The organism is Verrucomicrobium sp. GAS474, assembly GCF_900105685.1.
Classification (GTDB): Bacteria; Verrucomicrobiota; Verrucomicrobiia; order Methylacidiphilales; family GAS474; genus GAS474.
Genome location: NZ_LT629781.1, coordinates 3,054,525 through 3,079,546, shown reverse-complemented (window position 1 = coordinate 3,079,546; position 25,022 = coordinate 3,054,525). Strand labels below are relative to the sequence as shown.

The window sequence follows — 25,022 nt, the reverse complement described above, 5'->3', positions numbered from 1 at the left end:
TTCCATGGAATACGAAGCCGTCATCGGACTTGAAGTCCACGTCCAGCTCAACACGCAGACCAAGATGTTCTGCGGGTGCAAGAATGAGTACGGGGCCGCGCAAAACACCCATCTCTGCCCCGTCTGCCTCGGCCTCCCCGGCGCGCTGCCGGTGCCGAACCAGACCGCCGTCGAGAAGACGATCCTCACCGGCCTCATGCTCGGGTGCAACATCGCCCCGCGCTGCAAGTTCGACCGGAAGAATTACTTCTACGCCGACATGCCGAAGAACTACCAGATCTCACAGTACGACGAGCCCCTCTGCCTCGGCGGCGGGGTGCGGCTGAACACGCTCGCCTTCCCGAAGGACGTGCAGAAGGAGCCCCAGGCCCTCGCCGGGAAGGTGATCAACCTCACCCGCATCCACCTGGAAGAGGACGTCGCGAAGTCGGCCCACTACGAGACGCAGAGCGGTGTCGACTTCAACCGCGCCGGGACCCCCCTCATGGAGATCGTGAGCGAGGCCGACCTCCGCACTCCCGAGGAGGCCTTCGCCTATCTCACCGCCCTGAAGCAGATCCTGATCTACGGCGGCGTCAGCGACGCCGACATGGAGAAGGGCCAGCTCCGCTGCGACGTCAACGTCTCGGTCCGCCCCGTCGGCCAGAAGGAATTCGGCACGAAGGTCGAGGTGAAGAACGTCAATTCGATCAGCGCCGTCCGCCGGGCCCTCATCTACGAGATCGAGCGCCAGATCGAGAACGCGAAGACCGGCGTCCCCCAGAAGCAGGAAACCCGCCGCTGGGACGACCCGAAGGGGCAGACCACGCCGATGCGCTCGAAGGAGCAGGCCCACGACTACCGCTACTTCCCCGATCCCGATATCCTCCCGCTCCGCACCGACATCGGCTCCCCGAGCCTCCTCGCCACGGCCCAGGCCGCGATGCCCGAGCTGCCCGAGGCGAAGAAGGCCCGCCTGGCCACGACCTACGGCCTCTCCGACTACCACGCCAGCGTCCTCGCCGCCGAGGTCACCCTCAGCCTCTTCTACGAGAAGGCCGCCGGGCTGGCGAAGAGTGAAAAGGGCAAGGGCGTCGTCGCCAACTACCTGATCAACGAGTACCTCGCCGTCGCGAACGCCGAGGACGAAATCCCCGTCCCCGCCGAGTACTTCGCCGAGCTGGCGAACCTCTTCGAGGACGGCAAGATCAACAACCGGCAGGCGAAGGAGGTCTTCGGCTTCATGCTCGCGGAGAAGAAGGCCCCCGCGGTCATCGTGACCGAGAAGGGCTTCGAGCAGGTGAGCGACACCGGCGCGCTCGAGAAATTCTGCGACGAGGCGATCGCCGGGAATCCCCGCGGCGTCGCCGACTACAAGAGCGGCAAGCTCACCGCCGTCAACGCCCTCAAGGGGTACGTAATGAAGGCGACAAAGGGACAGGCCAACCCGAAGGTGATTGACGAGATTCTCGTAAGGAAGCTGTCGGAGCTGCCGTAGCCATCGCGGGGGCCGGTTCCTCCCGCCGGCCCTCCCTCGCCGCCTGCGGGCCTCCCGCAGCGGGGGCGAGGTCGAGGAGCTTGCGGATCGTCGCCGCCATGAGGCGGGGAGGGACCGGCTTCTGGAGGAAGTTGAAGCCCTCCTTCAGCGCCATTTCCGGGGTCAGCAGGTCCATGTCGTAGCCGCTGGTGAAGATCGTCTTCAGGCCGGGGATGCGGGCGGTCATGAGTCCGGCCAGATCCTTCCCGTTGATCCCCCCGGGCATGATCATGTCGGTGAGGAGGAGGTCGATTCGGGGATGCATGCTGTCGTAGAGGGAGATCGCCTCCGCCCCCGATCCCGCCTCGACGATCTGGTAGCCGAGGTGGCTCAGGAAGGCCCGCAGCGGGGCACGGACGGCCACATCGTCCTCGACGAGGAAGATCGTCTCGCGTCCTCCCGCCTCGTGCTTCGCTCCTCCCTCCAGCCCGACGAGCGGACGGGCGGCCTCCCGGCAGAGGGGGAAATAGATGCGGAAGGTCGTCCCTTCGCCCACGATGCTGGAGACCTCGATCCAGCCGTGGTGCTGCTTCACGATCCCGTGGACCGTCGCCAGCCCGAGGCCGGTCCCCTTGCCCATTTCCTTCGTCGTGAAGAACGGCTCGAAGACCCGGGAGCAGACCTCCTCGGACATGCCGCAACCGGTGTCGACCGCTTCGAGGCAGATGTAGGAACCGGGAGTCCGGTCGGGCCCCTCGGAGGCGCTGTCGGGACCGAAGGTGACCTGCCGGGTGGAGAAGGTGATCTTTCCCCCGTCCGGCATGGCGTCCCGGGAGTTGATCGCCAGGTTCAGGAGGATCTGCTCGATCATCCCCGAATCGGCGTGGAGGAAGGCCGGTTCGGGGGAGAGGGCGAGGAGGAGGCGGACATCCTCGCCCAGGCTGCGGGCGAGCATCTTCCCCATGTCGGCGATCAGGACGTTGAGGTCGAGGTCCCGGCGCTGCATGACCTGCTTCCGGCTGAAGAGGAGGAGCTGTCGGGTGAGGCTGGCGGCCCGCTGGGTGGCGAGGGAGATCTCGTTGAGGGAGTCGGCATGTTCGTCGGAATCTCCCTTTTCGAGGATCCACAGATGGCCCTGGATGGTGGCCAGGATGTTGTTGAAGTCGTGGGCGACGCCTCCGGCGAGCTTGCCGATCGCCTCCATCTTCTGCATCTGCCGGAGCTGCATTTCCATCTCGAGCCGCTCCGTCTGGTCGGAGGAGGCCCCGACGATGCGGAGGGCCTTCCCCGAGGCGTCGCGCTCGATCAGGCCGTGGGAGAGGACCCAGCGGTGGTGGCCTTCCCGGTCCCGGAGGCGGTATTCGATGCGGATGCGGTTGCGGCTGGAGGCGAGGCACTCGTGGAGGTGGTCGAAAAAGCGGCTGCGATCCTCGGGATGGATCCGGGCCTCCCACTGGGCGCGGGTGCTGACCTCGTCGGGCAGGTAGCCGAAGATCTCCTTCCAGCGGGGGGAGACGTAGAGGGTGTCGTCGGCGATGTTCCATTCCCAGATGCCGTCCTGGGTGGCGGTGAGGGCCGAGTTGAGGCGGGCCTCGCTCTCGCGGATGCGGCGCTGTGCCTCGGCGAGGTCGCGCTGGCGGTCGAGGGTGACGAAGGTCCGGGCGACGACGCGGGGGAGGAGGTCGATCAGGGTCCCGTTCTTGATGAGGTAGTCCTGCGCGCCCTGGCGCATCATCTCGACGATCTTCTTCCCGTCCTCGCAGCCCGAGACGACGATGAAGGGGGTCTGCCGCGCCTCGGCGCGGAGGCGGCGGGTGACCTCGGCGCCGTCGATGTCGGGGAGGCCCATGTCGAGGAGGATGAGGTCGGCCTCGTTCTCCTTGAGCCAAGCGAGGGCCTCGTTGCCCGAGGCGGCGGTGAAGACCTTGTAGCCGCCCTCGCGCAGGGTGTCGGAGACGAGGAGGCGGAAGCCCGGCTCGTCGTCGACGGTGAGGATGACGCGGGCGCGGTCGATCCGGGTGGGGGACGGCGCGCCGGGGGCGATCGTCGAAAGGATGGAGGTCGTGGGGATCATGTCGGTCAGGGTTGGGGCGAGGGGATTTGGATCACTCCGATGAAGAGGCCGAGGCAGCGGATCGCGGCGATGAATTTCTCGTAGTTCAGCGGCTTGCGGAGGTAGGCGCTGCAGCCGAGGCCGTAGCACTTCTCCACCTCCCGGGAGTCGTCGGTCGTGGTCAGCATGATGACGGGGAGGCTGCGGAGCTCGGGATCGCCCTTCACCTGGCGCAACACCTCGATCCCGTCGATCTTCGGCATCCGGATGTCGAGGAGGAGGAGATAGCTCTTGTCGGGATCGCGGTTCGCCCGGGGATCGGCATGGCGGCGATAGAGGAAATCGAGGGCTTCCTGGCCGTTGCGCAGGTGGAGCATCGGATTGGCGAGGCCCGATTCCTCCAGGTTCTGCCGGATCAGGATGGCGTGGCCGTCGTCGTCCTCGACGATGAGGATGACGGGGAGGGGGGTGGAATGGGCGGGGCTCATGCGACGGAGGGTTCCGGTTTTTCGACGGGCACCGCGGGGAGCGAGATGTAGAAGGTCGTCCCCTGGGCGACGGCGCTTTCGACCCAGATCTTGCCGTCCTGCCGCTCGAGCATCCGCTGGGCGATGGTCAGGCCGAGGCCCTCGCCGCCGACGCTCTCGGGGTTGAGGCGGTGGAAGATCTCGAAGACCTTCGCCTGGTGCTCGGGCGCGATGCCGATGCCGTTGTCGGAGATCCAGTAGAGCACCCGGCCTTCCTCCTCCTCCCTCTTCCCCCCGACGACGATCCGCATGGGGCGGTCGGGGGAGCGGTATTTCAGGGCGTTGTCGATGAGGTTCGCGATCACCTGCCCGGTATGGGGCCGGTCCCCGAGGCAGGGGGGGAGGGTGATGAGGTCGATCCGGGCCCCCATCTCGTCGACCTGGAACTTCATCGCCGCGACGATCTCGGCGACCATCACGTTCATGTCGAGGGGCTCGACCTGGATCGTCGCCCGGCCCAGGCGGGAATAGCGGAGGATGCCGGAGAGGAGGATGTCGATCTTGTTGGCGCTGGCGTTGATGAAATGGAGGGCCTGGGGGATGACGCTCTCGGCGGAACGCTGGACGACCTCGGCCGGGATCTGCCCGTCCCGGGCGGCGTAGATGCTCTGCCGGATGGTATCGCACGACCGTTCCAGCTGCTTGCCGAAGCCCTGGATGTTGACAAGGGGGGAGCGGAGGTCGTGGGAGATCGTGTAGACGATCATCTCCAGCTCCTTGTTCCGGTCGGTCAGATCCTGGGCGACCTGGATCAGCTTTTTCTCGTTCGCCTTCCGCTCGGTGATGTCGGTGCGGATGGCGACGTACTGGGTCGGCTTCCCCGCCTCGTTCATGCGGGGGAAGACGGTGGTGTCGACCCAATAGAGGCTGCCGTCCTTGGCCCGGTTCAGCACTTCGCCGCGCCAGACCTTCCCCCGGGCGATGGTCTTCCAGAGGTCGGTGAAGAACGACTTCGGATGATGTCCCGAATTGATGATCCGGTGGTCCTGGCCGATGAGCTCCTCGCGGGAGTATTTGGAAAGGGCGCAGAACTGGTCGTTGACCTTCGTGATCTTCCCCGTGGCGTCGGTGACGGCGACGATCGAGTGCTCGTCGAGGGCCGCCTGGATGTCCCGGAGCTCCCCGAGGACCGAGATGAGCTGGCCTTCGTTCGCCTTCCGCTGGGTGATGTCGGTGCGGATGGCGACGTACTGGGTCGGCTTTCCCTCGGCGTTGAGGCGGGGGAAGATCGTGGTGTCGACCCAATAGAGGCTCCCGTCCTTGGCCCGGTTCAGGACCTCGCCGTGCCAGATATGGCCCCGGGCGATGGTCTTCCAGAGGTCGGTGAAGAACGACTTCGGATGATGCCCGGAATTGATGATCCGGTGGTCCTGGCCGATGAGTTCCTCGCGGGAGTATTTGGAAAGGGCGCAGAACCGGTCGTTAACCCTCGTGATCTTTCCGGTGGCGTCGGTGATGGCGACGATCGAGTGCTCGTCGAGGGCCGCCTGGATGTCCCGGAGTTCCCCGAGGACGGCGATCAACTGATCTTCGGGACGATCCTCGCGCAAGACCGTGCCGGTACCGACGGCGGACGAAGGGGGGAGCGAGGGGGAGGGCATGCGGCGGCGTCCGTTTTTTCGGTTCTGCCCAGCCTGCCATAATGGTGTGCTCTTTTCTGTCCTGTTTTGGGGTAAAGCACTGTCCTCGTTTATCCTACAAGAAAAGATCGATTTAGGTTGGAAGAGGGAAAAGGAGGCATGCTAAAAAAGAACTCCTTGGAACGGCTCCGTCACTTTTGGCCGACTTTTTAACGGTTTTAAGTAATCGCTTGGCATGATTGCTATTTTTAGGTAACTAAGTAGACTCGTTTTACGACTTTCACGACTTCTCCCATCGCTCAACCGCTGTGCTTCCCAAAGACGATTACATTCTCGAACTTCTGATCCGCGAGGGGGTGATTTCCTCCTTCGACGCCGATGAGGCGAAAGGCTCCTCCGGGGGCAAAGGCAAGGGAGCGGTCGATTACCTGATTCAATCGGGCAAAATCAACGAGGGGAGCGTCGTCCAGGCGATGGCCAACGACGCCGGCCTCGAATTCCAGGAAGAGATCAATTCGGTCTCCCCGAAGGCGATTTCCCTGTTGCCTCGCGCCGAAGCGGCTCGCTACGGCGTCGTCCCGATCTCCTTTGACGGCACCGTCCTCCGCCTCGGGACGAGCGATCCCTACGACTACGATTCGGTCGACGCCCTCCAGCAAAAGCTGGGGATCGAAATCACCAGCGTCGCCGTCCCGAAGTCCCAGATCGACGCGGCGATCCGCGAGTATTACGGCGACGCCCCCGTCGCCCGGCCCGGCGGCGAAGGCGGCGCGCCGGTCGAGGGTGCCGCCAGCGACGGCGACGCCCCGATCATCCGGATGGTGAACGACCTCATCATCGGTGCCTGCTCCCTCCGGGCGAGCGACATCCACCTCGAGCCCCTCGAAAAACGGTTCCGCGTCCGCTACCGGATCGACGGCGTCCTCCAGGAAATGCCCGATGCCCCGAAGAAGCTCCAGGGCTCGATCATCAGCCGCCTGAAGATCATGTCGAAGATGAGCATTGCCGAGAAGCGGCTCCCCCAGGACGGGCGCATCCAGATCATCCAGCAGAACGGCAAGCAGGTCGACCTCCGCGTCTCGACCGTCCCCACCGTCCACGGGGAGGGGGTCGTCATGCGTATTCTCGACAAGTCGAGCCTCAGCCTCGGCCTGCCCGAACTCGGCTTCCTCAGCGACGACCAGACCGTCATGGAGCGCCTCCTCGGCGTCTCCGACGGCATCGTCCTCGTCACCGGCCCGACCGGTTCCGGCAAGACGACGACGCTCTACGGCTGCCTCAACTTCCTGAACAAGCCCGACCGGAAGATCATCACCGTCGAGGACCCGGTCGAATACCAGCTCTCCGGCATCAACCAGGTCCCCGTCAACGAGGACGTCGGGATGACCTTCTCCGCCGCCCTCCGCGCGATGCTCCGCCAGGCCCCGAACATCGTCATGGTCGGTGAAATCCGCGACGCCGAGACCGCGGGCATCGCCATCAACGCGTCGCTCACCGGCCACCTCGTCTTCAGCACGCTCCACACGAACGACGCGCCGAGCGCCGTCAGCCGTCTGATCGACATCGGGATCAAGCCCTTCCTCGTCGCCTCCTCCCTGCGCGGCGTCCTCGCCCAGCGCCTCGTCCGGAAGATCTGCTCCAAGTGCAAGGTCCCCCATCCGCCGACCGAGGCCGAGGTCCGGGCGCTGAACCTCACCCCCAGCCAGATCGAATCGGCCTCCTTCTCCCGCGGCGCGGGCTGCGACAACTGCCGCGGCACCGGCTTCAAGGGCCGGTGCGGCATCTTCGAGATCTTCCAGATCGACGACGAGATCCGCAGCATGATCAACGACCGCCAGCCCCCCGGCATCCTCCGCGCCCGCGCGCGCGCCCTGGGCATGCGGACGATGCGCGAGGACGGCATCCGCAAGGTCCTCGTCGGCATGACGACCCCCGACGAGGTCATCACCACCACGATGGGGGACAAGTAAGATGGATCCGCTCAGCTACGTTTCCCTCCTGGAGCATCACGGCTACGTCGATGAGACCCAGAAGCAGATGGTCCTCGACGAGCAACAGACCCACGGGAAGGAAGTCCTCGATGTCGTCGAGGACCTCGGCATCCTCTCGAAGGCCGACCAGTACAACATCATCGCCTCCGACCTCGGCACCTCGGTCGTCGACCTCGCCGCGTGCCAGTTCACCCCCGACCTCCTGGAGCGGATCACCCCCCAGGCCGCCCGCCTCCACGGCGCGCTCCCCGTCTACTACGGGGAGGGCGTCCTCTACGTCGCCCTCGTCAACCCGATCGACTCCCAGATCGTCGAGAACCTCCGCTTCGCCGTCGGCGGGGAGATGCAGGTCCTCGTCGCCCCGATCGCCGAGGTCCAGGAAAAGATCGACCAATACTACGGCGCGCAGAACGCCGAGCTCGACGACCTCCTCTCGGAGCTCTCCGGCGTCGACCTCCCGGGCGAGGGGAACGGCGAGAAGCTCGCCCTCGAAGGAGCGGCCGCCGGGCCGATCATCAAGTTCGTCAACACCGTCCTGGCGCAGGCCATCAAGGCGCGGGCGAGCGACATCCATTTCGAGCCCTTCGAGTACGACTTCAAGATCCGCTACCGCGTCGACGGCGCCCTCTACGAGATGTCGCCGCCGCCGAAGAGCCTCGCCATCCCGATCACCTCCCGCATCAAGGTCATGGCGAACCTGAACATCGCCGAGCGCCGCGTCCCGCAGGACGGCCGCATCCAGTCGGTGATCGGCGGGAAGCCGGTCGACCTCCGCGTCTCCTGCCTCCCGACCCAGTTCGGCGAGAGCGTCGTGCTCCGCGTCCTCGACCGCTCCGCGGTGAACCTCGACCTCGAGGCGCTGAACCTGCCGCCCTACATCTACACCTACATCTGCGAGGCGATCGAGAAGCCGAACGGCATCTTCATCGTCACCGGCCCCACCGGCTCGGGCAAGACGACGACGCTCTATTCCTGCCTCCGCCGCATCAACAGCATCGAGACGAAGATCCTGACGGTCGAGGATCCCGTCGAATACGAGATGGAAGGGGTCATGCAGGTTCCGGCCAACGAGGGGATCGGCCTCAACTTCGCCCGCGTCCTCCGCGCCTTCCTCCGCCAGGACCCCGACAAGATCATGGTCGGTGAAACCCGCGACCTCGAGACGGCCCAGATCGCGATCCAGGCCTCCCTCACGGGTCACTTGGTGCTGACGACGCTCCACACGAACGACGCCCCGGGCGCCGTCACCCGTCTCATCGACATGGGCGTGGAGCCCTTCCTCATCGCCTCGGCCCTCGAAGGGGTGCTGGCGCAGCGGCTCGTCCGGAAGATCTGCAAGAATTGCCGGACGCCCTACGAGCCTTCCGAGACTGTCCTCGCGCAGTTCGGGCTCTCGGCGCACGAGGTCGGGGACAAGAATTTCTATTACGGGGCCGGGTGCGATCAATGCAATCAAACCGGGTATAAGGGACGCAAAGGTATTTACGAGCTCCTGGACATCAGCGAGCCGATTCGCGATCTCATCAATCAACGGGCCCCGTCCGTCGTCATCCGGCAGAAGGCGATCGAATTGGGCATGGTGACGCTCCGTTCCGACGGGTTGCGCAACATCTTTGATGGGGAAACCACAATCGAAGAGGTCCTGAAGTATACCTAGGAAGAACCCGTTCTTGTTTTACGGAACGGTTTTACCTAAATCTAAAATCCATCCCCCCTTAATATCATATGCCCACGTTCTCCTATATCGCCGTCGATGGCTCGGGACAGCAAATCACCGGGCAGGTCGACGCCAAGGACCAGGCCGCCGCCGCCGCGCAGATCAAGCAACAGGGTTACTTCCCCACCCGCATTTCCCAGGGCGGGGGAGGGGGGGCGGCCGCCGCGCCGGTCAAGCAGGCGAAGAAAAAGACCGGCGGCACCGTCAAGTCGAAGGTCCTCACTGTCTTCACCCGCCAGCTCGCGACCCTTATCAGCGCCGGCCTCCCGCTCCTTCGCGCCCTCCGGACGCTCGGGAAGCAGGAGCGCAATCCGGTCCTGAAGGCGACGATCGAGGCCCTCGCCGAATCGGTCGAATCGGGCGGCACTTTCTCCGAGGCCCTCGCGCTCCATCCGAACATCTTCACCAAGCTCTATGTGAACATGGTGAAAGCCGGTGAAATGGGCGGCGTCCTCGACGTCGTCCTCGCGCGGTTGTCCGAGTTCCAGGAAAAGTCCGAGCGGATCAAGGGCAAGATCACCTCGGCGATGGCCTACCCCGTCGTCGTCCTCTTCATCGCCTTCGGCATCCTGATCTTCCTGATGGCCTTCATCGTCCCGAAGTTCCAGGCGATCTTCAAGGACATGCTCAACGGCGCGGCCCTTCCCTGGCTCACCCAGATGGTCATCGACCTCAGCGACATGCTGGTGCAGCACTTCATCGTCATCTTCGGCTTCCTCGCGGTCGTCGTCGTCTCGATCAAGGTCTTCATGAGCACCGCCTACGGCATGCGGCTGACCGACAAGGTGAAGCTCCGGCTCCCCCTCCTCGGCGACCTCATCACGAAGACGGCGATCTCTCGCTTCACCCGGACCCTCGGCACCCTCGTGAGCAGCGGCGTCTCGATCCTCGCGGCGCTCAACATCACGAAGGAGACGGCGGGCAACCAGATCGTCTCGGACGCCATCGGCAAGATTCACGACAGCGTCAAGGAGGGCGAGACCGTCGTCGGCCCCCTCGAGGCCTCGGGCATCTTCCCCCCCATCGTCGTCAGCATGGTCCAGGTCGGCGAAGAAGTCGGCCGCCTCCCCGAGATGCTCGTCCGCGTCGCCGACGTCTATGACGAAGAGGTCGATGTCGCCGTCGGCGGCCTCACCAGCCTCCTTGAGCCGCTCATGATCGTCGGCCTCGCCTTCGTCGTCGGCACCATCGTCATCGCCCTCTTCCTCCCGCTCATCAGCATCATCCAGAACCTCGGCAACCAGACGGGTTGATTCGGGAACGCGTTTCCCTTAGCCTCCGGTCATGGCCGAAAAAGCGAACGCCAAAGCCAAGCCTGCCCCCAAAGGCGGCAAGGCATCGGGAGGCAAGGGAAAGAAAGGCGGGAAGAATCTCTTCTCGTGGTTCCTCCTCGCCGTCCTGGCGGGAGGATTGGCCTGGGTCGTCTGGCCCTTCTTCAGCCCCCTTCCCAACGCGGTCCCGGCACCGAAGCAGGCGGCGCAGCAGACCACCCAGCAGCTCCGCCAGATCGCGGGCCAGAACCCCGACGCCGAGGTCTTTAATCCCGAAGGGAAAGAACTCGGTGCCGACGCGGTAAAAAAAAAGTAGAGACCCCGGCGGCCTCGGCCCCTCCTCCTCCGCCTGCTCCTGTTCCGGCTCCTCCGATCCCGCCCGCCCCGCCGGTCGCACCGAAGCCTAAGGCCTCGGTGCCCGCCGTCGTTCCAGCCCAGGCTCCTGTTCCCCCTCCGGCTCCCGCCCCGATCAAGGCGGAACCCGCCGCCCCCGTTTCTCCGCCCACTCCGTCGGCGGCGACCACGATCGATGGGCCGTCACCCTCGACGGACAGCAGCGTTTCCGTTTCCGCTCCCTCTGCGGCACCGATTCCCGTGCCCGCGGTGGTCCCGCCGCTCCTCGATTTCCAGGTCGCCCTGGAACGGCACCGCTTTTCCTGCGGCTTCATCGACGGCACCGACGGGGATCGCTCCACCAAAGCCCTCCGCGCCTATCAGGAGAGCCGGGGCCTGCCGGTGACCGGCGTGGCCGATGCGGCGACGTGGCAGGCCCTGCAAGGGGAGGGGGCTTCCACGCCGCTCACCACCTACACCGTCACGCCCGAGGACGTCGCCGCCGTCGTCCCGGTGCCGCACGGGTGGAAGGAAAAGGCCGCCGCGCCGACAATGGGATACACCGCCATCTGGGACCTCCTGGGGGAGAAGTTCCACGCGAAACGCTCCTTCCTCATCGCGCTGAATCCCGGGCAGCCCTCCCCCCAGGCGGGGGCGGTCCTGCGCGTTCCGGCCCTCCGTCCCTTCGCCCCGACTCCTTCCGCCGCGAAGGTCCGCATCCGGCTCGCCGAGCGGAGCATCGATGTCCTCGACACCACGGGAAAAGTCGTCGCCCATTTCCCATGTTCCATCGCGAAGGACAAGGAGAAGCGGCCCTCGGGCTCCCTCGCCGTCAAAGTCATCGCCGTTCATCCGAACTACACCTTCGATCCGAAGCTCTTTGCCGATGCGGCCAAGGCCGAGGGGATCACGGGACGCCTCATCATCCCGCCCGGCCCGCGCAACCCCGTCGGGGCCGTCTGGATCGGCCTCAGCCTCCCCACCTACGGCATCCACGGCACGCCCGAGCCGGAGAACGTCTCCCGGACGCAATCGCACGGCTGCTTCCGCCTGGCGAACTGGAACGCCGAGGCCTTGGCGAAGATGGTCAGGATCGGTACGCCGATTGATGTGGAACCCTAAGGCCGCGTCGTCTCGGCCAGCACTCGGACGCCTGATTCCTCCCAAGCGGACAGGGGAACTAGCGGACCCTTTCTACCGAGACAACGGCCTGATGCGGTACGGCTAGAGCAGTTCACGTCTATCAGACGGGGAGGTTCAGGAGGGGCAAAATGCCGTCGCGGTAGCGACACTCGTTTTTCCGGGGAGACTAACTGGCATGGCCGGGAGGCAAGCCCCTCTTGCGTCTTAGAACACGTGCGGATCGCCTTCAGCTGTATAGGATCTCTGCCCGGTCCCGAAGGAGCATTCACTGCCCCCCGCCCTCCCTGCTACGCCCGATATTCCCGGTTCGGATCGGTGCCGAAGGCGTCGCGGATATGCCGTATCTCCGGCGGCTGCGCCGGGGAAAGAAGGACTTCGACGATGTCGAAGCGATACAGAATCACCGCGCTCCGGTTTTTCCCCCGGTGAAGCTCCCGAAGATAGAGCTGGGCGGCGCGGACGAGACGGGCCCGCTTCATCCGGTCGACCGCCTCGGAGGGCTGGCCGTGGAGGACGTCGCGGCGGGCCTTCACCTCGACGAAGGCGAGGGTATCGCCGTCGCGGCAGACGAGGTCGATCTCGTTCTTCTCGATCTTGAGGTTGCGGAGCAGGATCTTGAGACCGCTCCGTTTCAGCGAACGGGCGGCGACCCGTTCCCCGTAGATCCCGATGGCGCGGGAATCGCGTTCCTCAAAGAAGAAGGCCGGGGTCGGCTTCCGATCCGACGGGGGCAAAAGAGCGGCGATGAAGCGGCGTAGGGCCATGGCGTCTCAGGGCGGCGAGGTGCTGGGCGGTACCGTAGCCCTTGTGGATCTCGAAGCCATACTCGGGATGGGTCGCCGCCCAGGCGATCATCGTGGCGTCCCGGGCCTCTTTGGCAAGGATCGAGGCGGCGGAGATCGAGGGGACCTTGGAATCCCCCTTGATGATCGCCTTGCCCGGGATGTTGACGGGAGGGCAGTCCCGGCCATCGATGAGGAGGTAGTGGGGGAGGGGGGAAAGGGCCTCGACGGCGCGGCGCATGGCCAGCAGGGTGGCGCGGAGGATGTTGTGGGTGTCGATCTCCTCCGGTGTCGCCTCGGCGAGGGCGAAGCGGACGCCGGGATGGGCGCGGAGGGCGGCGGCGACCTCGGCCCGGTGGGGGGCGGAGAGCTTCTTCGAGTCGTCGAGGAGGGGATGGTCGAACCCCTCGTCGGGAAGGATCACGGCGGCGGCGACCACGGGGCCGGCGAGGGGGCCCCGTCCCGCCTCGTCGATCCCGGCGACGAGGGCATAGCCCCGGCGGCGGAGGGCGATCTCGAATTGAAAACGCAACGAAAAGCGGCACTCCCCAGGCGTTTCGGAAGGGAGATCCGAGGGATCTCCCAGCAAATCGGCCTGGCGGAGTGCCGCCTTGTCTTTCGCTTTGCCTTTGGAAACGGCTTTGGGTTTGAGGCCCATAACCCGGTTCCAGTCGGCGGAGCGAACTACGAACTAGAGCGCGAGGGCGTTCTTGCCCTTGCGGGTGCGGAGGAAGTGGAGCTTGGCGCGGCGCACGGTGGCGGAACGCTTCACTTCGACTTTCTCGACGCGGGGCGAGTGGAGGGGGAAGACGCGCTCGACGCCTTCGCCGTAGCTGATCTTGCGGACGGTGAACATGGCGTTGAGGCCACGGCCCTTGCGGGCGATGACGGTACCCTCGAAGATCTGGGTCCGCTCCTTTTCGCCTTCCTTGACGCGGGTATGGACCTTCACGTCGTCACCGATGGTGAACTCGCTGGGGGCCGCCTTGAACTGCTCGCTTTCGATTTTTTCGATTAACTTCGACATATCTTTTCTCTCTACGTTTTTGCCTGTTTCAGGTCAGGTCGAACCCGCGCGGTTTTGCGCACTGCACAATCTTGTCTCCACGCGGCTATCTTCGCGTGGTCGCCGGAGAGCAATATCTCCGGCACTTTCCAACCCCTGAACTCGGGAGGCCGAGTATACTGGGGTCCTTCCAAAAATCCATCAGAGAACGAATCGCTCCCGGCCGATTCTCCGTTGCCGAGGACTCCCGGCAGGAGGCGGACGACGGCGTCGATGACGACCATGGCGGCAACGGTCCCGTTGGTCAGGACGTAATCGCCGATGCTCACTTCCTCGTCGACCAGATGCTCGATGATCCTTTCGTCGAGCCCTTCGTAGTGGCCCGAGATCAGGATCAGCCGTTCCTGGTTGCTCCACTCCTGCGCGACGGCCTGCCTGAAGACCTTCCCGCCGGGGGACATCAGCACCACCTTGCCGGGCCGGGGATCCTTGGAGCGGACATCCTCGACGGCGGCAAAGAGGGGCTCGCACTTCAGGACCATGCCGGGACCGCCCCCGTAGGGACGGTCGTCGACGATCCGGTGCTTGTCGGTCGCATAGTCGCGGAGCTGGTGGAGATGAACCTCAACCAATCCGGCCTGCTGCGCCCGGCCCAAGATCGTCTCCTGCAAGGCTCCTTCGAGCATGCCGGGAAACAGGGTGATGACATCGATCCTCACCGTGCTTCGCTCTCTTTCTCTAAACTGACAAAGAACAAATTCTAAAATCGTTCCGAAGAGGGTTTGACCCGCTCTTTCGGACCTCGATCAGGCCGCGCTGTTCTCGAACAGCTGGACCGTGACCCGCGTATCGCTCCGGGAACCTGCCGCGTTCAGCACTCCCCGGATCGCGTTGATCGTCTTGCCGTTCCGTCCGATCACCCGTCCGATGTCCTCGGGGTGGACCGAAATCTGGAACGTCGTATGGCCCGTTTCCTCGATCTGGCGCAGGTCGACATCGTCGGGATGACGGATGAGACGCTGGAGAACCAATTCAAGGAAGTAACGCATTGTTCGGGCCTTTCTTCTCTGGACGATCCGCGGCGTTCGCTTGGAACGCTTGAAATAACTTAAGCAGCGGCGGCGGCGGCCTTCTTCGTCTTCTTCAGAAGGCTGGCGACGGTCTCGCTGGGCTGGGCGCCGTTCTTGATCCAGAACTCGACGCGGTCGACCTTGAGGGTCGAGACGTTGGTCTTCTTGGTGGGATCATAGGTGCCGACCTGTTCGATGAACTTGCCGTCACGGGGGCTCTGCTTGTCGGCGACGACGATCCGGTAATAGGGCCGGTTCGTGGTACCTTCACGACGCATCCGAATGGAAACTGCCATAATCTTTCTCTGTCCTTTTTCTTCTGACTGACTTTTTCTCTCTTCTAGCCCCGCTTTCCCATCATGCGGGAAAGCATTTTCTCCGGGCCGCCGCCTTTCCCTCGGGAAAAACGGCTCATCATTTTCTTCATCTCCTCGAAGCGATGGACGACGTCGTTCAACTCCGTCACGCTCGTCCCGCTTCCGCGGGCGATGCGTTGCCTGCGCTTCGCATTGAGTATGTCCGGTTTGCGACGCTCCTGGGGAGTCATGGAAAGCACCATTGCCTCCACGCGCCTCATTCGCTTTTCGTCAAAGCCGGAACTGGCCACCTTAGGCATCCCGGGGATCATGCCAAGCAAATTCTCCATGGGGCCCAGTTTTCGCATGAACCGCATCTGATCGATGAAGTCCTGGAGGTCGAAGGAGTTTTTACGTAATTTCTCCTCCATCTTGACCATCGAGTCGGCATCGAAGGCTTCCTGGGCCTTTTCGACGAGGCCGACGATGTCGCCCATGCCGAGGATGCGGCCGACGAGCCGTTCGGGGTCGAAAACCTCGAAGGCGTCCGGTTTTTCGCCGACGCCGAGGAATTTCACCGGGATTCCGGCGGTCCGCTGCATCGAGAGGGCGGCACCGCCCCGGGCATCGCCGTCGAACTTGCTGAGGACGATGCCGGTCAGGGGGACGTGCTCCTTGAAGGCCTGGGCGATCTTCACGGCGCTCTGGCCGGTGGCGGAGTCGGCGACGAGGAGGGTTTCCTGGGGCTCGATGATGGCGGAGACTTCCTTCAGCTCGGCCAGGAGGGCCTCGTCGAGGTCGAGGCGGCCCGCGGCGTCGAAGATGAGGACGGCGATCCGTTCCTTCTCGGCTTCGGCCCGGGCCCGGCGGGCGAGGTCGGCGGGGGTCTTCTCCTCCGGCCAGAACCAGACGGGGATGTCGATGCTCTTGCCGAGGGTCTGGAGCTGCTGGACGGCGGCGGGCCGGGTGATGTCCCCGGCGACGAGGGCGATGCGGTGTTCCTTCACCCGCTTGCGGAAATGAAGGGCGAGCTTCGCGGCCGTGGTGGTCTTGCCCGCGCCGTTGAGGCCGGTGAGGAGGATGCGGAGGGGGCGGGCGGAGGAGAGCTCCGGGTTCCCCTCGGAGAAGAGGCGGAGCATCTCATCGTGGAAGATTTTGACGAATTGCTGGCCGGGCTGGATGCTTTTCAGGACTTCCTCGCCCAGGCACTTCTTCTTGACCTCGTCGCAGAGGTCCTTCGCGATCTGGTAGTTGACGTCGGCGGCGAGGAGGGCGAGGCGGACCTCGCGGACGGCGTCGGCGACGTTGCTCTCGGAGAGCTTGCCGTAACCGCGCAGGTTCTTGACGACCGATTCGACCTTTTCCTGGAGAAATTCGAGCATGGGAAGGGAAAAGGATGGCACAACCGCTCCCTCGAGGGAAAGCGAAAGGAATGGACGGGGAAATGGAGCACGATCTATAACCTACCCGTGCTCCAGCGTGTGATTGAAAGACCCGATCACCAGAGAAACTTTTATCTCGACGCTCTCCGGGGCGTGGCGGTCCTGATCGTCGTCTTCTCCCACGCCAGCAACGAGCATCACGACATCGTCCCCGGGCTCCATCTCCAAGGGGTGGGCAAGATGGGGGTCTGGCTTTTCTTTGTCCTGAGCGCGTTCCTCCTGACGCGGCGGCTGGTGGAGGAATTCGACGCCGGGAAGGCCCCGGTGGGGACGATCCTGGTCCGTTACGGGATCCATCGGCTCTGCCGCATCTTCCCTCTCTATCTCCTGGTGGTCTTCGGACATGCGCTTTGGCTGGGACGGGGCGGGGAGGGGATGTGGTATTTCTTTTGGCGGAATGCCTTGCTGCTGGAGGGGCACCGGGAGTTCTGGGTCATCCCGGTCGAGGTGAAATATTACGCGGTGATGCCGCTGTTCTGCCTCCTCCACGTCTTCCTCTGGCGGCGGCGCTTCGTCCCGGCGTTGGCGGTGCTGGGAGGGATCGCCCTGGGCTGTTCGTGGCATTGGGCCCTCGACGCGGGGAACAAGAACACCCTCCTGCTCTGGCCTTATTTCGCGATCTTCGCCGTTGGATCGCTGCTGGCGGTCATGCCGCCGAAGCTCTTCCGTTTCTGGGGTTCGCGGGGGATGACGGCGGGGGCGCTGATCCTCCTCCTCGTTCCGCTCTTCTGCATCCTCGGCCATTCGACGACGGTGACGATGCCCCGGCTCTATGTGTGGAGCCCGCTCTTGGCGGTGCTGTGGTCGTCGGTGCTGGCCTTCGGCCTGACCCATGGGCGGAACCTGCCGATGCCGGTGCTGAGCGGGCTCGCGGCGGGAACCCTGCGGGGGGTGGGGCGGATCAGCTTCAGCATCTACCTGCTTCATTATCCGATCCTGAAGACCCTGCTGGCCCACCCCGTCCTCCCGGGCGGATTACAGGGGATTGCCTCCCTGGTTCTCGTCCTTTTTGCCGCCTATTTTAGCTGGAGATTCGTCGAGGAACCTTGTATCCTTTTTGGAAAGCAGTGGGGGGAAAGAGTAGGACACAAGGGTATATATGCTAGCTTCAATCGATCTGCCGCTGAATGAGCGCGGCCTGCGGGATCTCTGCGATCTCCGCACCATTCGCAACGAGGAGGAATGCGCCAAGGCCAAGGCCGTGCTGGCCCGCCTGGCTGCCGCCGACCGGCCCGATTCCCCGCTGAACTGCGCCCAATCCGACTACTACGAGGCCCTGGCCACGTTGGTCTGGATGTGGGAGCAGTCCGACGGGGCCTCGGTCCGCTGGCCCCGTCAATAGCCCTATCTAGTAGGTGTCGACGAGGGAGCCGACTTCGAGGGCCTTCGCGAGGACGGCTTCCGAAACCGGCTTCTCCGTCCGGACGATCACGGTGCGGGCATCGCCGGGGAAGAGGTCGAAGAAATTGTCCTCGGCCCGGTAGGCGACCTTGCGGAAGTGGAAGAGGACCGCGTGCTGGTAGACCGGCGAGGTCAGCTTCAATTCCCACCGCAACGGATCGAGCTGCTTCAGTTCCGTCCCGATCTTCCCCTGCGGCAGCGGCAGGTTGCGGGGCGCGGTCAGGAAGACCGTCTGCCGGGAGATCTCGCCCGAGGCCGCCTGGAGGACGACGCGGAGGTAGAGGAAACGCGCGCCGTATTGCGCCATTTCCTTCGTGAAATCGAGCTTCAGTTCCCGGACCGATTTGACGCAGGCGAGCTTCACCGCCTTGCTCCCCTTGCGCAGCGTTCCCTTTGCGAGGTGCTCCAGCGACCAGCTGAGCGTCCCCGTCGTCGGCTTCGCGCCGTCGTAGACGGAGTAGAGGTCGACCCGGCCGATGGTGCTCGTCACGGTGTTGCACTTGCCGATGATCTCGTCGCCCGGGACGTGGGCGCTCACGAGGAGGGGGGCGAAGAAGCGTTTCGCCTCGTAGTGGAGGGCCTTCCAGGTGCCGCCGAACTCGATGCTGCTCCAGGAGGCGACGGGCCAGTTGTCGTTCAGCTGCCAATAGAGCGCCCCCATGGTGCGGGGCATCGAGCGGCGGAAGTGCTCGACGCCGACCTTCATGCAGTAGGCCTGGTTCAGCTGGGAGAGGTAGGCGAGGGAGGCGTAGTCCTTCGGGAAGCGGTAGAGCCGGGAGACGTAGTCGAGGATGATCTGGTTCCCCGCGCCGTTCTTCTGGTGGTTCTCCATCTCGGGGCCGAAGGCGTTGAAATCCTTCGGATCGCAGAAGGTCGCCGCGACCTCGGGCGAGCAATAGGACTGCATGCCGAACTCGGAGCAGAAGCGGAAGTTTTTCTCCTCGTACCGCTTCACCGGCTTCCGCTCGTGCCAGACTTCCCAGAAGTGGCAATCGCCGGCGCGTTCGTTGTTGTGGCCCTTCTCGTAACCCTCGGGGTTGTGGGGGGAACAGGGCCAATAGGGGGTCGTGCCGTCGCGGCGTGCCACCGCGTCGGGAAGGATCCTGTAGAAGACATCCTCGTAGGCTTTCTTCCGCTTCGGCGTCTTCACGATCTCGTTCGGCATCTGCTCGATCTCGTTGTTGCCGCACCAGAGGGCGAGGGAGGCGTGATGGGAGAGGCGGCGCACCTGGTGGTCGGCCTCGAGGCGGACCTGTTCGAGGAAGGCCTTGTCCCCGGGATACTGGGCGCAGGCGAACATGAAGTCCTGCCAGACCAGGAGGCCCTTCTCGTCGCAGAGGTCGTAGAACTCGGTCTTCTCGTAGACGTTCCCGCCCCAGACGCGGATCATGTTCATGTTCGCCTCGACGGCCGAGGTGAGGAGGTCGTCATAGAGGTCGCGCCCGCACTCGGTGATGAAGGCGTGGGCGGGGACCCAGTTCGCCCCCTTGGCGAAGATCACCCGGCCGTTGACGACGAACTGGAAGCTCTCGCCGAACCGGTCCTTGTGGCGGTCGAGGACGATGGTGCGGAGGCCGATCCGTTTCGTCCACGTGTCGAGGACGGTTCCCTGCGCGTCGCGGAGTTCAAGGGCGACGGTGTAGAGGGGCTGGGCTCCGAGGCCGTTCGGCCACCAGAGGGCCGGTTTCGCGATCGTCGCCTTGTTTCCCTTCACCTCGGCGACGACCTTGCCGTCGAGCGAGACGGTTCCGGTGATCTTCGTTCCCTTCCCCTTTCCGGAGAGGACGGGATCGAAGGCGAGCTCGACCCGGTCCTGCTTTTTCGCGTGCTTCTGGACGACGCGGACCGATTCGATCCGCTTCTCGCTCCAGGCCTCGATCCGGATTGGCATCCAGATGCCCGAGGTGGCGAAACGGGGGCCCCAATCCCAACCGAAGGAACAGGCCTGCTTCCGGATGCGGGAACTGCCGCCGATCGGATCGTTCCACTCGACGAGGTCGGCGACCTTCTCCTTGTTCGCGGCCATCCGGGCGCGGATGTATTTCATCGGGCTGGTGAACCGGATCTCGAGGAGGTTCTCTCCCGGGCGGGCCGTCTTCGCGATGTCGAGGCGATGGGCGACGAACATGTTCTCCGAGGCGCCGATCTTTTTTCCGTTCAACTTTAACTCGGCGATGGTGTCGAGCCCCTCGGCGACCAGCTCGACGTGTTCCTCGCGGAGGAGGGCGGGGGCGATTTCGACGGTGCAGCGGTAGGTCCAATCCTGCTCCTCGATCCACTGGAGGTCCTGTTCATTCCGTCCCCAGAACGGCTCGGCGATCAGCTTATGGCGGAGGAGATCGGTGTGGACGCAACCGGGAACGACGGCTTCGATCCACTGCTTGGAAGCCGGTTCGAGCAATTGCCATTTGGACGTCAGGGCGAGGGAATAAGGCATGGTTGGCGAAGGTAAAAGCGTTGGAGGGTGGTTTATCGATTAAGAAAAAATCGTATTCCATTCATTAATCCCCTTTTAAATTAATCTTCAATCCTATCTAATATAGAAAAAGTGGGAATCGTTGCCAAAAAGTCGGAAGAGTGGAAGGAGGACGTTGCTTACCCCCGTTCTTTGGTCCGGGTCGGCCATTATCACCAACCCGCGGGGTGCGAGCCGCTCTTCGAGACGATCCGTTTCGGGCGGGAATTGATCGAGCTCGTCACCGGAGGGCGGGGTTGGGTTTCGGTCGAAGGGAAGTGGGTCGAGGTCACGGCGGGGGCGTTGATCTGGCAGGTCGAGGGGGACCAGACGATTGCCCGGAGCGACTGGGACAATCCCTACCGCTGCCTCGCCGTCGAGATTGCGACGCCCTACCTGCGGGGCCTCCGCCGCGCCCCCCGGGTCGCTTGGTGGCACGACGTCGAGGAGGTCAACCGCTTCACCGACGAGGTGGTCCGTTGGTCGGTCGACGACCGGGTCGACCGGACCGGGCTGCTGGCTTACATTTACGGGAGGCTCCTTTTCCAGTCCCGGCTCTCGGCGAGGACGCAGGTGCGGGAGGAGGACGCCCTGCCGGAGCCGCTGCGCCAGGCGCTCTCCCTCCTGGAGTCGGGAGAGGAGGGGAAGGCCCTCCGCCTCGGCGAGGTGGCCCGCCGCGTCGGCTGGTCGCTTCCCTACCTTCACGAGGTCTTCCGGACCCGCCTGAACACGACGCCCCACGAGATATCCCTCCGCAGCCGGATGCAGCGGGCGCGGGAGCGGCTGGCGGCGACCGACCAGCCGATCAAGCGGATCGCCGCCGATTGCGGCTTCGGCAGCGCCGCCGCCTTCTGCTACGCCTTCAAGGAGCGGGTCGGCGTCACCCCGCTCAGCTACCGCCGGACGGCGACCTCGACGCGGCGGGGCTGAGAGCGCGGGAGAAGCGGCTCCCTTTCCCCTCCTATTTATCCTTCGCGACGACGACGCTGATCACCTCGTAGATGATGACGGTCGTGAAGGTGACCATCAGCCAGATGAGGACGGCCTCGATGGGGAGGCCGTACCAGCCGTCGATGAAGAGGCCGACCATCTGCTGCCGCTGGTAGCCCCACCACTGGTAGGGGGCGGCGAGGCTCGCCTCCCACAGGAGGCTGACGAGGAGGATGAAGAGGAGGGTGAAGCTGAAGGCCTGCCAGTTGATCCGGGGCTTCGCGACGGGATAGAAGAGGCCGCTCGGGACGATGGCGGCGACGATGATGAAGGTGATGTAGCCGGGGAAGCTGTGGTAGCCGCTGTGGGTCTGGTAATAAAGGTCGGCGGCGACGATGGCGAGGAGGCCCCAGATGATCGAGACCCAGTGGAGATGGGTCGGCTTGAGGAGGTTCCTCGGCTGGAGCTGCACCTTGGCGGCGGCCTTGGAGAGGTGCTTGCTCCGGGCGGCGTAGGCGGAGAGCCACGATTCATTGGCCCAGACATAGATCAGGAGGACGGCGATGATGCCGACGAGGTAGAAGGCGAACTCCTCGATGGGGAGCGCCCCGGTCACCCACTTCCACGTATAGAGATCGAAGCCGGGGAGGTAGATCCCGAGGACGGCCTGGGTGTTGTTGAAGGTGAAGAAGATCTCCCCGAAGAGGAGATCGAGGAGGAAGCCGAGCGGGGTGATGATCCCGACGGTGATGTAGAAGGCCTTCCGGGGGAAGGAGCGCGCGGGGTTGGCGTGGAGCCAGATGAGGATGAAGAGCGTCGGGACGATGAAGAGGAGAAGGCTCCAGGTGTAGCCGAGGGGGGAGGGATCGAGGTTCGGCGGGACCATGGCATTCGCCACCCGGACGGTCTTCAGCGTGAAGTAGGAGGGGATGAGGAGGGCGGCGAGGACGGCGAAGACGACGGAGGCGCGCTTCGCTTTCTCGATGGCTTTGGCTTTCAGGTTCTGGAGGAGGGTGGGGGGCATCGAGGAGGAAATTCCCATGGGAGATACTTGGTGTCCAGAAGGAATACGTGCTCCATTTTCGGATCGATTCCCGGGCGGGAAAAAAGCGTCTCGCTCCCCGGTGGGAATTATGCGATGTGAAGGGACAACATCCTATGGAACGCAATGTGACAGTGGCGGTGCGCCTGATCGGTCTTTTCCTGGCCCTGGCCGGTTTCGCGCTGGGGGCGGGGAACCTCCTCCAGGCCCTCGGCGAAATCGACGCGATCTATATCGATCTCTTTTTCCGCGCCCGGCTGGTGCCGCCGACGGTTCTGTTCTTCACCGGCGCGGCGGTGATCTTCCTGAGCCGGAACCTTGCACGCTGGCTGCTTCATGGGCTTTCGCGGGAATAACGTTCCCGTTTTCCCGGTCCTTCTGGGCCGTGGTCTTGGGGCGCTGTTCCTCGCCTTGCTTTCTCTCCTTCCGGTCGAGGCGGAGCCCGCTTCCTCTCCCGGCACGCTGGCCGAGCTGGAGGCGGCGGAGCCCGGCCTGATCGCCACGGTGCTGGGAGAGGTCGATCTCTCCCGCCCCGGGCTGGAGGCGGTCAAGGAACATCGCCTCCACGGGGAGACCGTCGCCGCCGGGGAGGCGCTCCTCGCCTACTATGCCGGGGCGGGGGTGAAACGGTTTCCGTGGCTGGGCGCGGAACGTTTCCAGGCCGAAACGGAGGGTCAGCGGGAAGAAGCCGAGGCGGCGCTCCACGGGACCTTCACCCTTCAGGGGGTGACGGGGACGCAGCAGCGGACCGCCTCGGGCGGGATCGATTGGAATCATTACGGCCCGAGGAAGGACCCCGAGTGGGCCTGGATGTTGAACCGGCAGGCGTGGTTCCTCGATTACCTCGCCAGCTGGTCGATCACCCATGACGGGCGCTACGTCCGGGCCTTCGACGCGCAGGTGACCGACTGGATCGTCGCCCATCCCTCCGCCCCCTCGGGGAACAGCCATGATTCCCCCGCCTGGCGCTCGCTCGAGATCGGGCGGCGGCTCCTGGAAACGTGGCCCGCCGCCTTCTACGGTTTTGCCGGAAGCGCCGATTTCCGTCCCGCCACCCGGATGCGGATGTTGGCCAGCATCGCCCTGCAGGCCGATTCGTGCCTCCTTCATCCGACGCCGCGCGGGAATCATCTGAATACCGAGTGCCTCGGCCTGGCGGCGGCGGCGGCCTACTGGCCCGAGTTCCGGGACGCCCCGGCGTGGCTCGACGCCTCGGTCGCGCGGCTGCGGCGGGAGTATGCCAACCGGGTCTATCCCGACGGGGCGCAGATGGAACTTTCCGATCACTACCAGATCGACGTGGCGACGGCCTACCAGAAGGTCGCCACCTTCCTGACCCTGGCGGGCCACCCGGCGGCGACGGAGTTCGAGGACGATGCGGAGAAGCTTTGGTCCTATATCCGTCTCACGATGAAGCCGGACGGGAACGGCTCGCTGAACAACGACGGCGACGCCGAATCGAATTGGTCCCAGATCGGGACGTTGAAGGAATGGACGGCGGCCCGCGGCGTCGAGGTCGCGGGGGGGATCGGGAAAGTCGCGCGGGACCCGCAGGGCCTCGAGTCGGTCTACTTCCCGTGGTCCGGTCTGGCGATCGTGCGGGGAAGCGCCTCGCGGGGGAGGGAGGCCGATTGGTTTTTCTTCGACACCGGCCCCCTCGGCACGGCGCACGAGCACCAGGACACGCTCCATCTCTCCGTCTATTCGGGCGGGCGCGATCTCCTCGTCGACGCGGGGCGCTACACGTACAAGCCGGGGCGGTGGCGGCGTTACTTCACCGGGCAGCGCGGGCATAACGTCGTTCTCTTCGATGCCGACGCGGGCGGCAGCGCCGAGATCGAGGACCCGCCCCGCCGGGCGCGGCAGGCGGCGGCGACGACCTACCTCCATCGTCCGGATTACGACTTCGTCTCCGGCATGGCGACGCTCCGGCTCAATGCGGGCTCGGCGACCGGCTACGGCCTCCCCGACCGGGCGCGCCATCGCCGCTCCCTTCTCTACGTCCGGGACGCCTACGCGGTGGTCCTCGACGAGGTCTTCATGGACGGGGCCCACCGGATCACGGTGCCGTGGCATTTCGATCCCAAATGCACGAGGGTGTCAGTGAACGGGAACGAGATCGAAACGGCCAATGTGGCCGACCGCGATCGGGATCTCGGCGCGGGCAATCTCCGCATTGTCCCGATCCCCCTGCCGGGCGTGATCGCGTGGAGGCCTCCCCGCATCGTCATGGGAGAGAGCAAGCCTCTCGTCCAGGGCTGGTGGAGCCCGTCCTATAACGTGAAGCTCCCGGCGCCCGTCGCGCTCTACGAATCGGCCTCGCCCGATGTGGCAACCCCCGCCGCGCCGAAGTGCTTTGCCTGGCTCCTGGTGCCGGGGGAGGGGACGCCGCCCGATTATCGGGTGGTGAAGGCGGAGAAAAAAGAGGGGAAGTGGCTCCTGACCGTCCGTCGTCCCGACGGCGGGGAAGACAACCTCGCCTTGCGGCCCGGGGGAGGCACTCCCTCGGTTTCCCTTGCTCCCTAGC

The 25,022-nt window shown here is 64.7% G+C and carries 23 protein-coding genes; 11 read left to right on the top strand and 12 right to left on the bottom strand.

The window, feature by feature from the left end:
• Nucleotides 1-4 precede the first annotated feature (4 nt).
• On the top strand, nt 5-1,477 hold the full coding sequence (gatB, locus tag BLU04_RS12930; RefSeq protein WP_093286825.1) for an Asp-tRNA(Asn)/Glu-tRNA(Gln) amidotransferase subunit GatB: 1,473 nt from the start codon (nt 5-7) through the stop codon (nt 1,475-1,477).
• Here the strand turns inward: gatB and BLU04_RS12925 are convergent.
• The 3 genes from BLU04_RS12925 to BLU04_RS12915 are packed head-to-tail and all read right to left on the bottom strand — an operon-like array spanning nt 1,386 to nt 5,637.
• Nucleotides 1,386-3,530, bottom strand: a complete 2,145-nt coding sequence (locus BLU04_RS12925) for a response regulator (protein ID WP_093286822.1) — start codon at nt 3,528-3,530, stop codon at nt 1,386-1,388. The two genes, gatB and BLU04_RS12925, sit on opposite strands and share 92 nt — an antisense overlap.
• Before the next feature lie 5 nt (nt 3,531-3,535).
• Complete coding sequence (locus BLU04_RS12920) at nt 3,536-3,997, bottom strand: response regulator (RefSeq protein WP_093286820.1); 462 nt, start codon at nt 3,995-3,997, stop codon at nt 3,536-3,538.
• Nucleotides 3,994-5,637, bottom strand: coding sequence for a PAS domain-containing sensor histidine kinase (locus tag BLU04_RS12915; protein WP_093286817.1), 1,644 nt, complete (start codon nt 5,635-5,637; stop codon nt 3,994-3,996). Before BLU04_RS12915 ends, BLU04_RS12920 begins: the two co-directional genes overlap by 4 nt.
• Nucleotides 5,638-5,924: 287 nt before the next feature.
• Here BLU04_RS12915 and BLU04_RS12910 point away from each other — a divergent pair, with 287 nt between their 5' ends.
• The 5 genes from BLU04_RS12910 (at nt 5,925) to BLU04_RS12890 (ending at nt 12,050) form a co-directional block, all read left to right on the top strand.
• A complete protein-coding gene (locus BLU04_RS12910; protein ID WP_093286814.1) occupies nt 5,925-7,586 on the top strand; it encodes an ATPase, T2SS/T4P/T4SS family in 1,662 nt (553 codons plus the stop codon).
• A gap of 1 nt (nt 7,587) precedes the next feature.
• Complete coding sequence (locus BLU04_RS12905; protein WP_093286811.1) at nt 7,588-9,264, top strand: GspE/PulE family protein; 1,677 nt, start codon at nt 7,588-7,590, stop codon at nt 9,262-9,264.
• A 68-nt stretch (nt 9,265-9,332) separates the two neighbouring features.
• On the top strand, nt 9,333-10,577 hold the full coding sequence (locus tag BLU04_RS12900) for a type II secretion system F family protein (protein ID WP_093286809.1): 1,245 nt from the start codon (nt 9,333-9,335) through the stop codon (nt 10,575-10,577).
• Between the two features lie 31 nt (nt 10,578-10,608).
• Nucleotides 10,609-10,911 carry a hypothetical protein gene (locus BLU04_RS12895; protein ID WP_093286806.1) on the top strand — a complete coding sequence of 101 codons (303 nt, stop codon included), beginning with the start codon at nt 10,609-10,611 and terminating at the stop codon, nt 10,909-10,911.
• A gap of 98 nt (nt 10,912-11,009) precedes the next feature.
• On the top strand, nt 11,010-12,050 hold the full coding sequence (locus BLU04_RS12890; RefSeq protein ID WP_093286804.1) for a L,D-transpeptidase: 1,041 nt from the start codon (nt 11,010-11,012) through the stop codon (nt 12,048-12,050).
• Between the two features lie 308 nt (nt 12,051-12,358).
• Here BLU04_RS12890 and BLU04_RS12885 read toward each other — a convergent pair whose 3' ends face one another.
• The 7 genes from BLU04_RS12885 to ffh form a co-directional block, all read right to left on the bottom strand.
• Complete coding sequence (locus BLU04_RS12885) at nt 12,359-12,835, bottom strand: YraN family protein (protein WP_093286801.1); 477 nt, start codon at nt 12,833-12,835, stop codon at nt 12,359-12,361.
• Nucleotides 12,762-13,385: a ribonuclease HII gene (locus BLU04_RS12880; protein ID WP_231964866.1), complete on the bottom strand. Its 624-nt coding sequence runs from the start codon at nt 13,383-13,385 to the stop codon at nt 12,762-12,764. Before BLU04_RS12880 ends, BLU04_RS12885 begins: the two co-directional genes overlap by 74 nt.
• A 159-nt stretch (nt 13,386-13,544) precedes the next feature.
• Entirely contained in the window at nt 13,545-13,880 is a 336-nt protein-coding gene (rplS, locus tag BLU04_RS12875) for a 50S ribosomal protein L19 (RefSeq protein WP_093286796.1), read from the bottom strand.
• 11 nt (nt 13,881-13,891) lie between these two features.
• Complete coding sequence (gene trmD, locus BLU04_RS12870) at nt 13,892-14,578, bottom strand: tRNA (guanosine(37)-N1)-methyltransferase TrmD (RefSeq protein ID WP_093286794.1); 687 nt, start codon at nt 14,576-14,578, stop codon at nt 13,892-13,894.
• Nucleotides 14,579-14,665: 87 nt separating this feature from the next.
• Nucleotides 14,666-14,908: a KH domain-containing protein gene (locus tag BLU04_RS12865; RefSeq protein WP_093286791.1), complete on the bottom strand. Its 243-nt coding sequence runs from the start codon at nt 14,906-14,908 to the stop codon at nt 14,666-14,668.
• Between the two features lie 59 nt (nt 14,909-14,967).
• The gene (gene rpsP, locus BLU04_RS12860) at nt 14,968-15,225 is read right to left on the bottom strand and encodes a 30S ribosomal protein S16 (RefSeq protein WP_093286788.1); all 258 of its coding nucleotides are present in this window, start codon (nt 15,223-15,225) and stop codon (nt 14,968-14,970) included.
• A gap of 44 nt (nt 15,226-15,269) precedes the next feature.
• Nucleotides 15,270-16,607, bottom strand: coding sequence for a signal recognition particle protein (gene ffh / locus BLU04_RS12855; RefSeq protein WP_093286785.1), 1,338 nt, complete (start codon nt 16,605-16,607; stop codon nt 15,270-15,272).
• An 87-nt stretch (nt 16,608-16,694) separates the two neighbouring features.
• Between ffh and BLU04_RS12850 the strand changes: the two genes are divergently transcribed.
• Together BLU04_RS12850 and BLU04_RS12845 are read left to right on the top strand one after the other, a co-directional pair.
• On the top strand, nt 16,695-17,798 hold the full coding sequence (locus BLU04_RS12850) for an acyltransferase (protein ID WP_255360051.1): 1,104 nt from the start codon (nt 16,695-16,697) through the stop codon (nt 17,796-17,798).
• Nucleotides 17,767-18,009 (top strand): hypothetical protein, encoded by a 243-nt coding sequence (locus BLU04_RS12845; protein WP_093286782.1) that lies wholly within the window; start codon nt 17,767-17,769, stop codon nt 18,007-18,009. Before BLU04_RS12850 ends, BLU04_RS12845 begins: the two co-directional genes overlap by 32 nt.
• Before the next feature lie 6 nt (nt 18,010-18,015).
• Here the strand turns inward: BLU04_RS12845 and BLU04_RS12840 are convergent, their stop codons facing one another.
• Nucleotides 18,016-20,505 carry a glycoside hydrolase family 2 protein gene (locus BLU04_RS12840; RefSeq protein WP_093286780.1) on the bottom strand — a complete coding sequence of 830 codons (2,490 nt, stop codon included), beginning with the start codon at nt 20,503-20,505 and terminating at the stop codon, nt 18,016-18,018.
• A gap of 111 nt (nt 20,506-20,616) precedes the next feature.
• On the opposite strand from BLU04_RS12840, the gene BLU04_RS12835 reads away from it, so the two are divergent.
• Nucleotides 20,617-21,453: a helix-turn-helix transcriptional regulator gene (locus tag BLU04_RS12835; RefSeq protein WP_157895345.1), complete on the top strand. Its 837-nt coding sequence runs from the start codon at nt 20,617-20,619 to the stop codon at nt 21,451-21,453.
• Between the two features lie 31 nt (nt 21,454-21,484).
• Here the strand turns inward: BLU04_RS12835 and BLU04_RS12830 are convergent, their stop codons facing one another.
• Entirely contained in the window at nt 21,485-22,495 is a 1,011-nt protein-coding gene (locus BLU04_RS12830) for a hypothetical protein (RefSeq protein WP_197672960.1), read from the bottom strand.
• A 116-nt stretch (nt 22,496-22,611) separates the two neighbouring features.
• Between BLU04_RS12830 and BLU04_RS12825 the strand changes: the two genes are divergently transcribed.
• Together BLU04_RS12825 and BLU04_RS12820 are read left to right on the top strand one after the other, a co-directional pair.
• Nucleotides 22,612-22,851: a hypothetical protein gene (locus tag BLU04_RS12825; RefSeq protein WP_157895344.1), complete on the top strand. Its 240-nt coding sequence runs from the start codon at nt 22,612-22,614 to the stop codon at nt 22,849-22,851.
• Nucleotides 22,852-22,906: 55 nt separating this feature from the next.
• Nucleotides 22,907-25,021 carry an alginate lyase family protein gene (locus tag BLU04_RS12820; RefSeq protein WP_162274684.1) on the top strand — a complete coding sequence of 705 codons (2,115 nt, stop codon included), beginning with the start codon at nt 22,907-22,909 and terminating at the stop codon, nt 25,019-25,021.
• Nucleotide 25,022 lies beyond the last annotated feature (1 nt).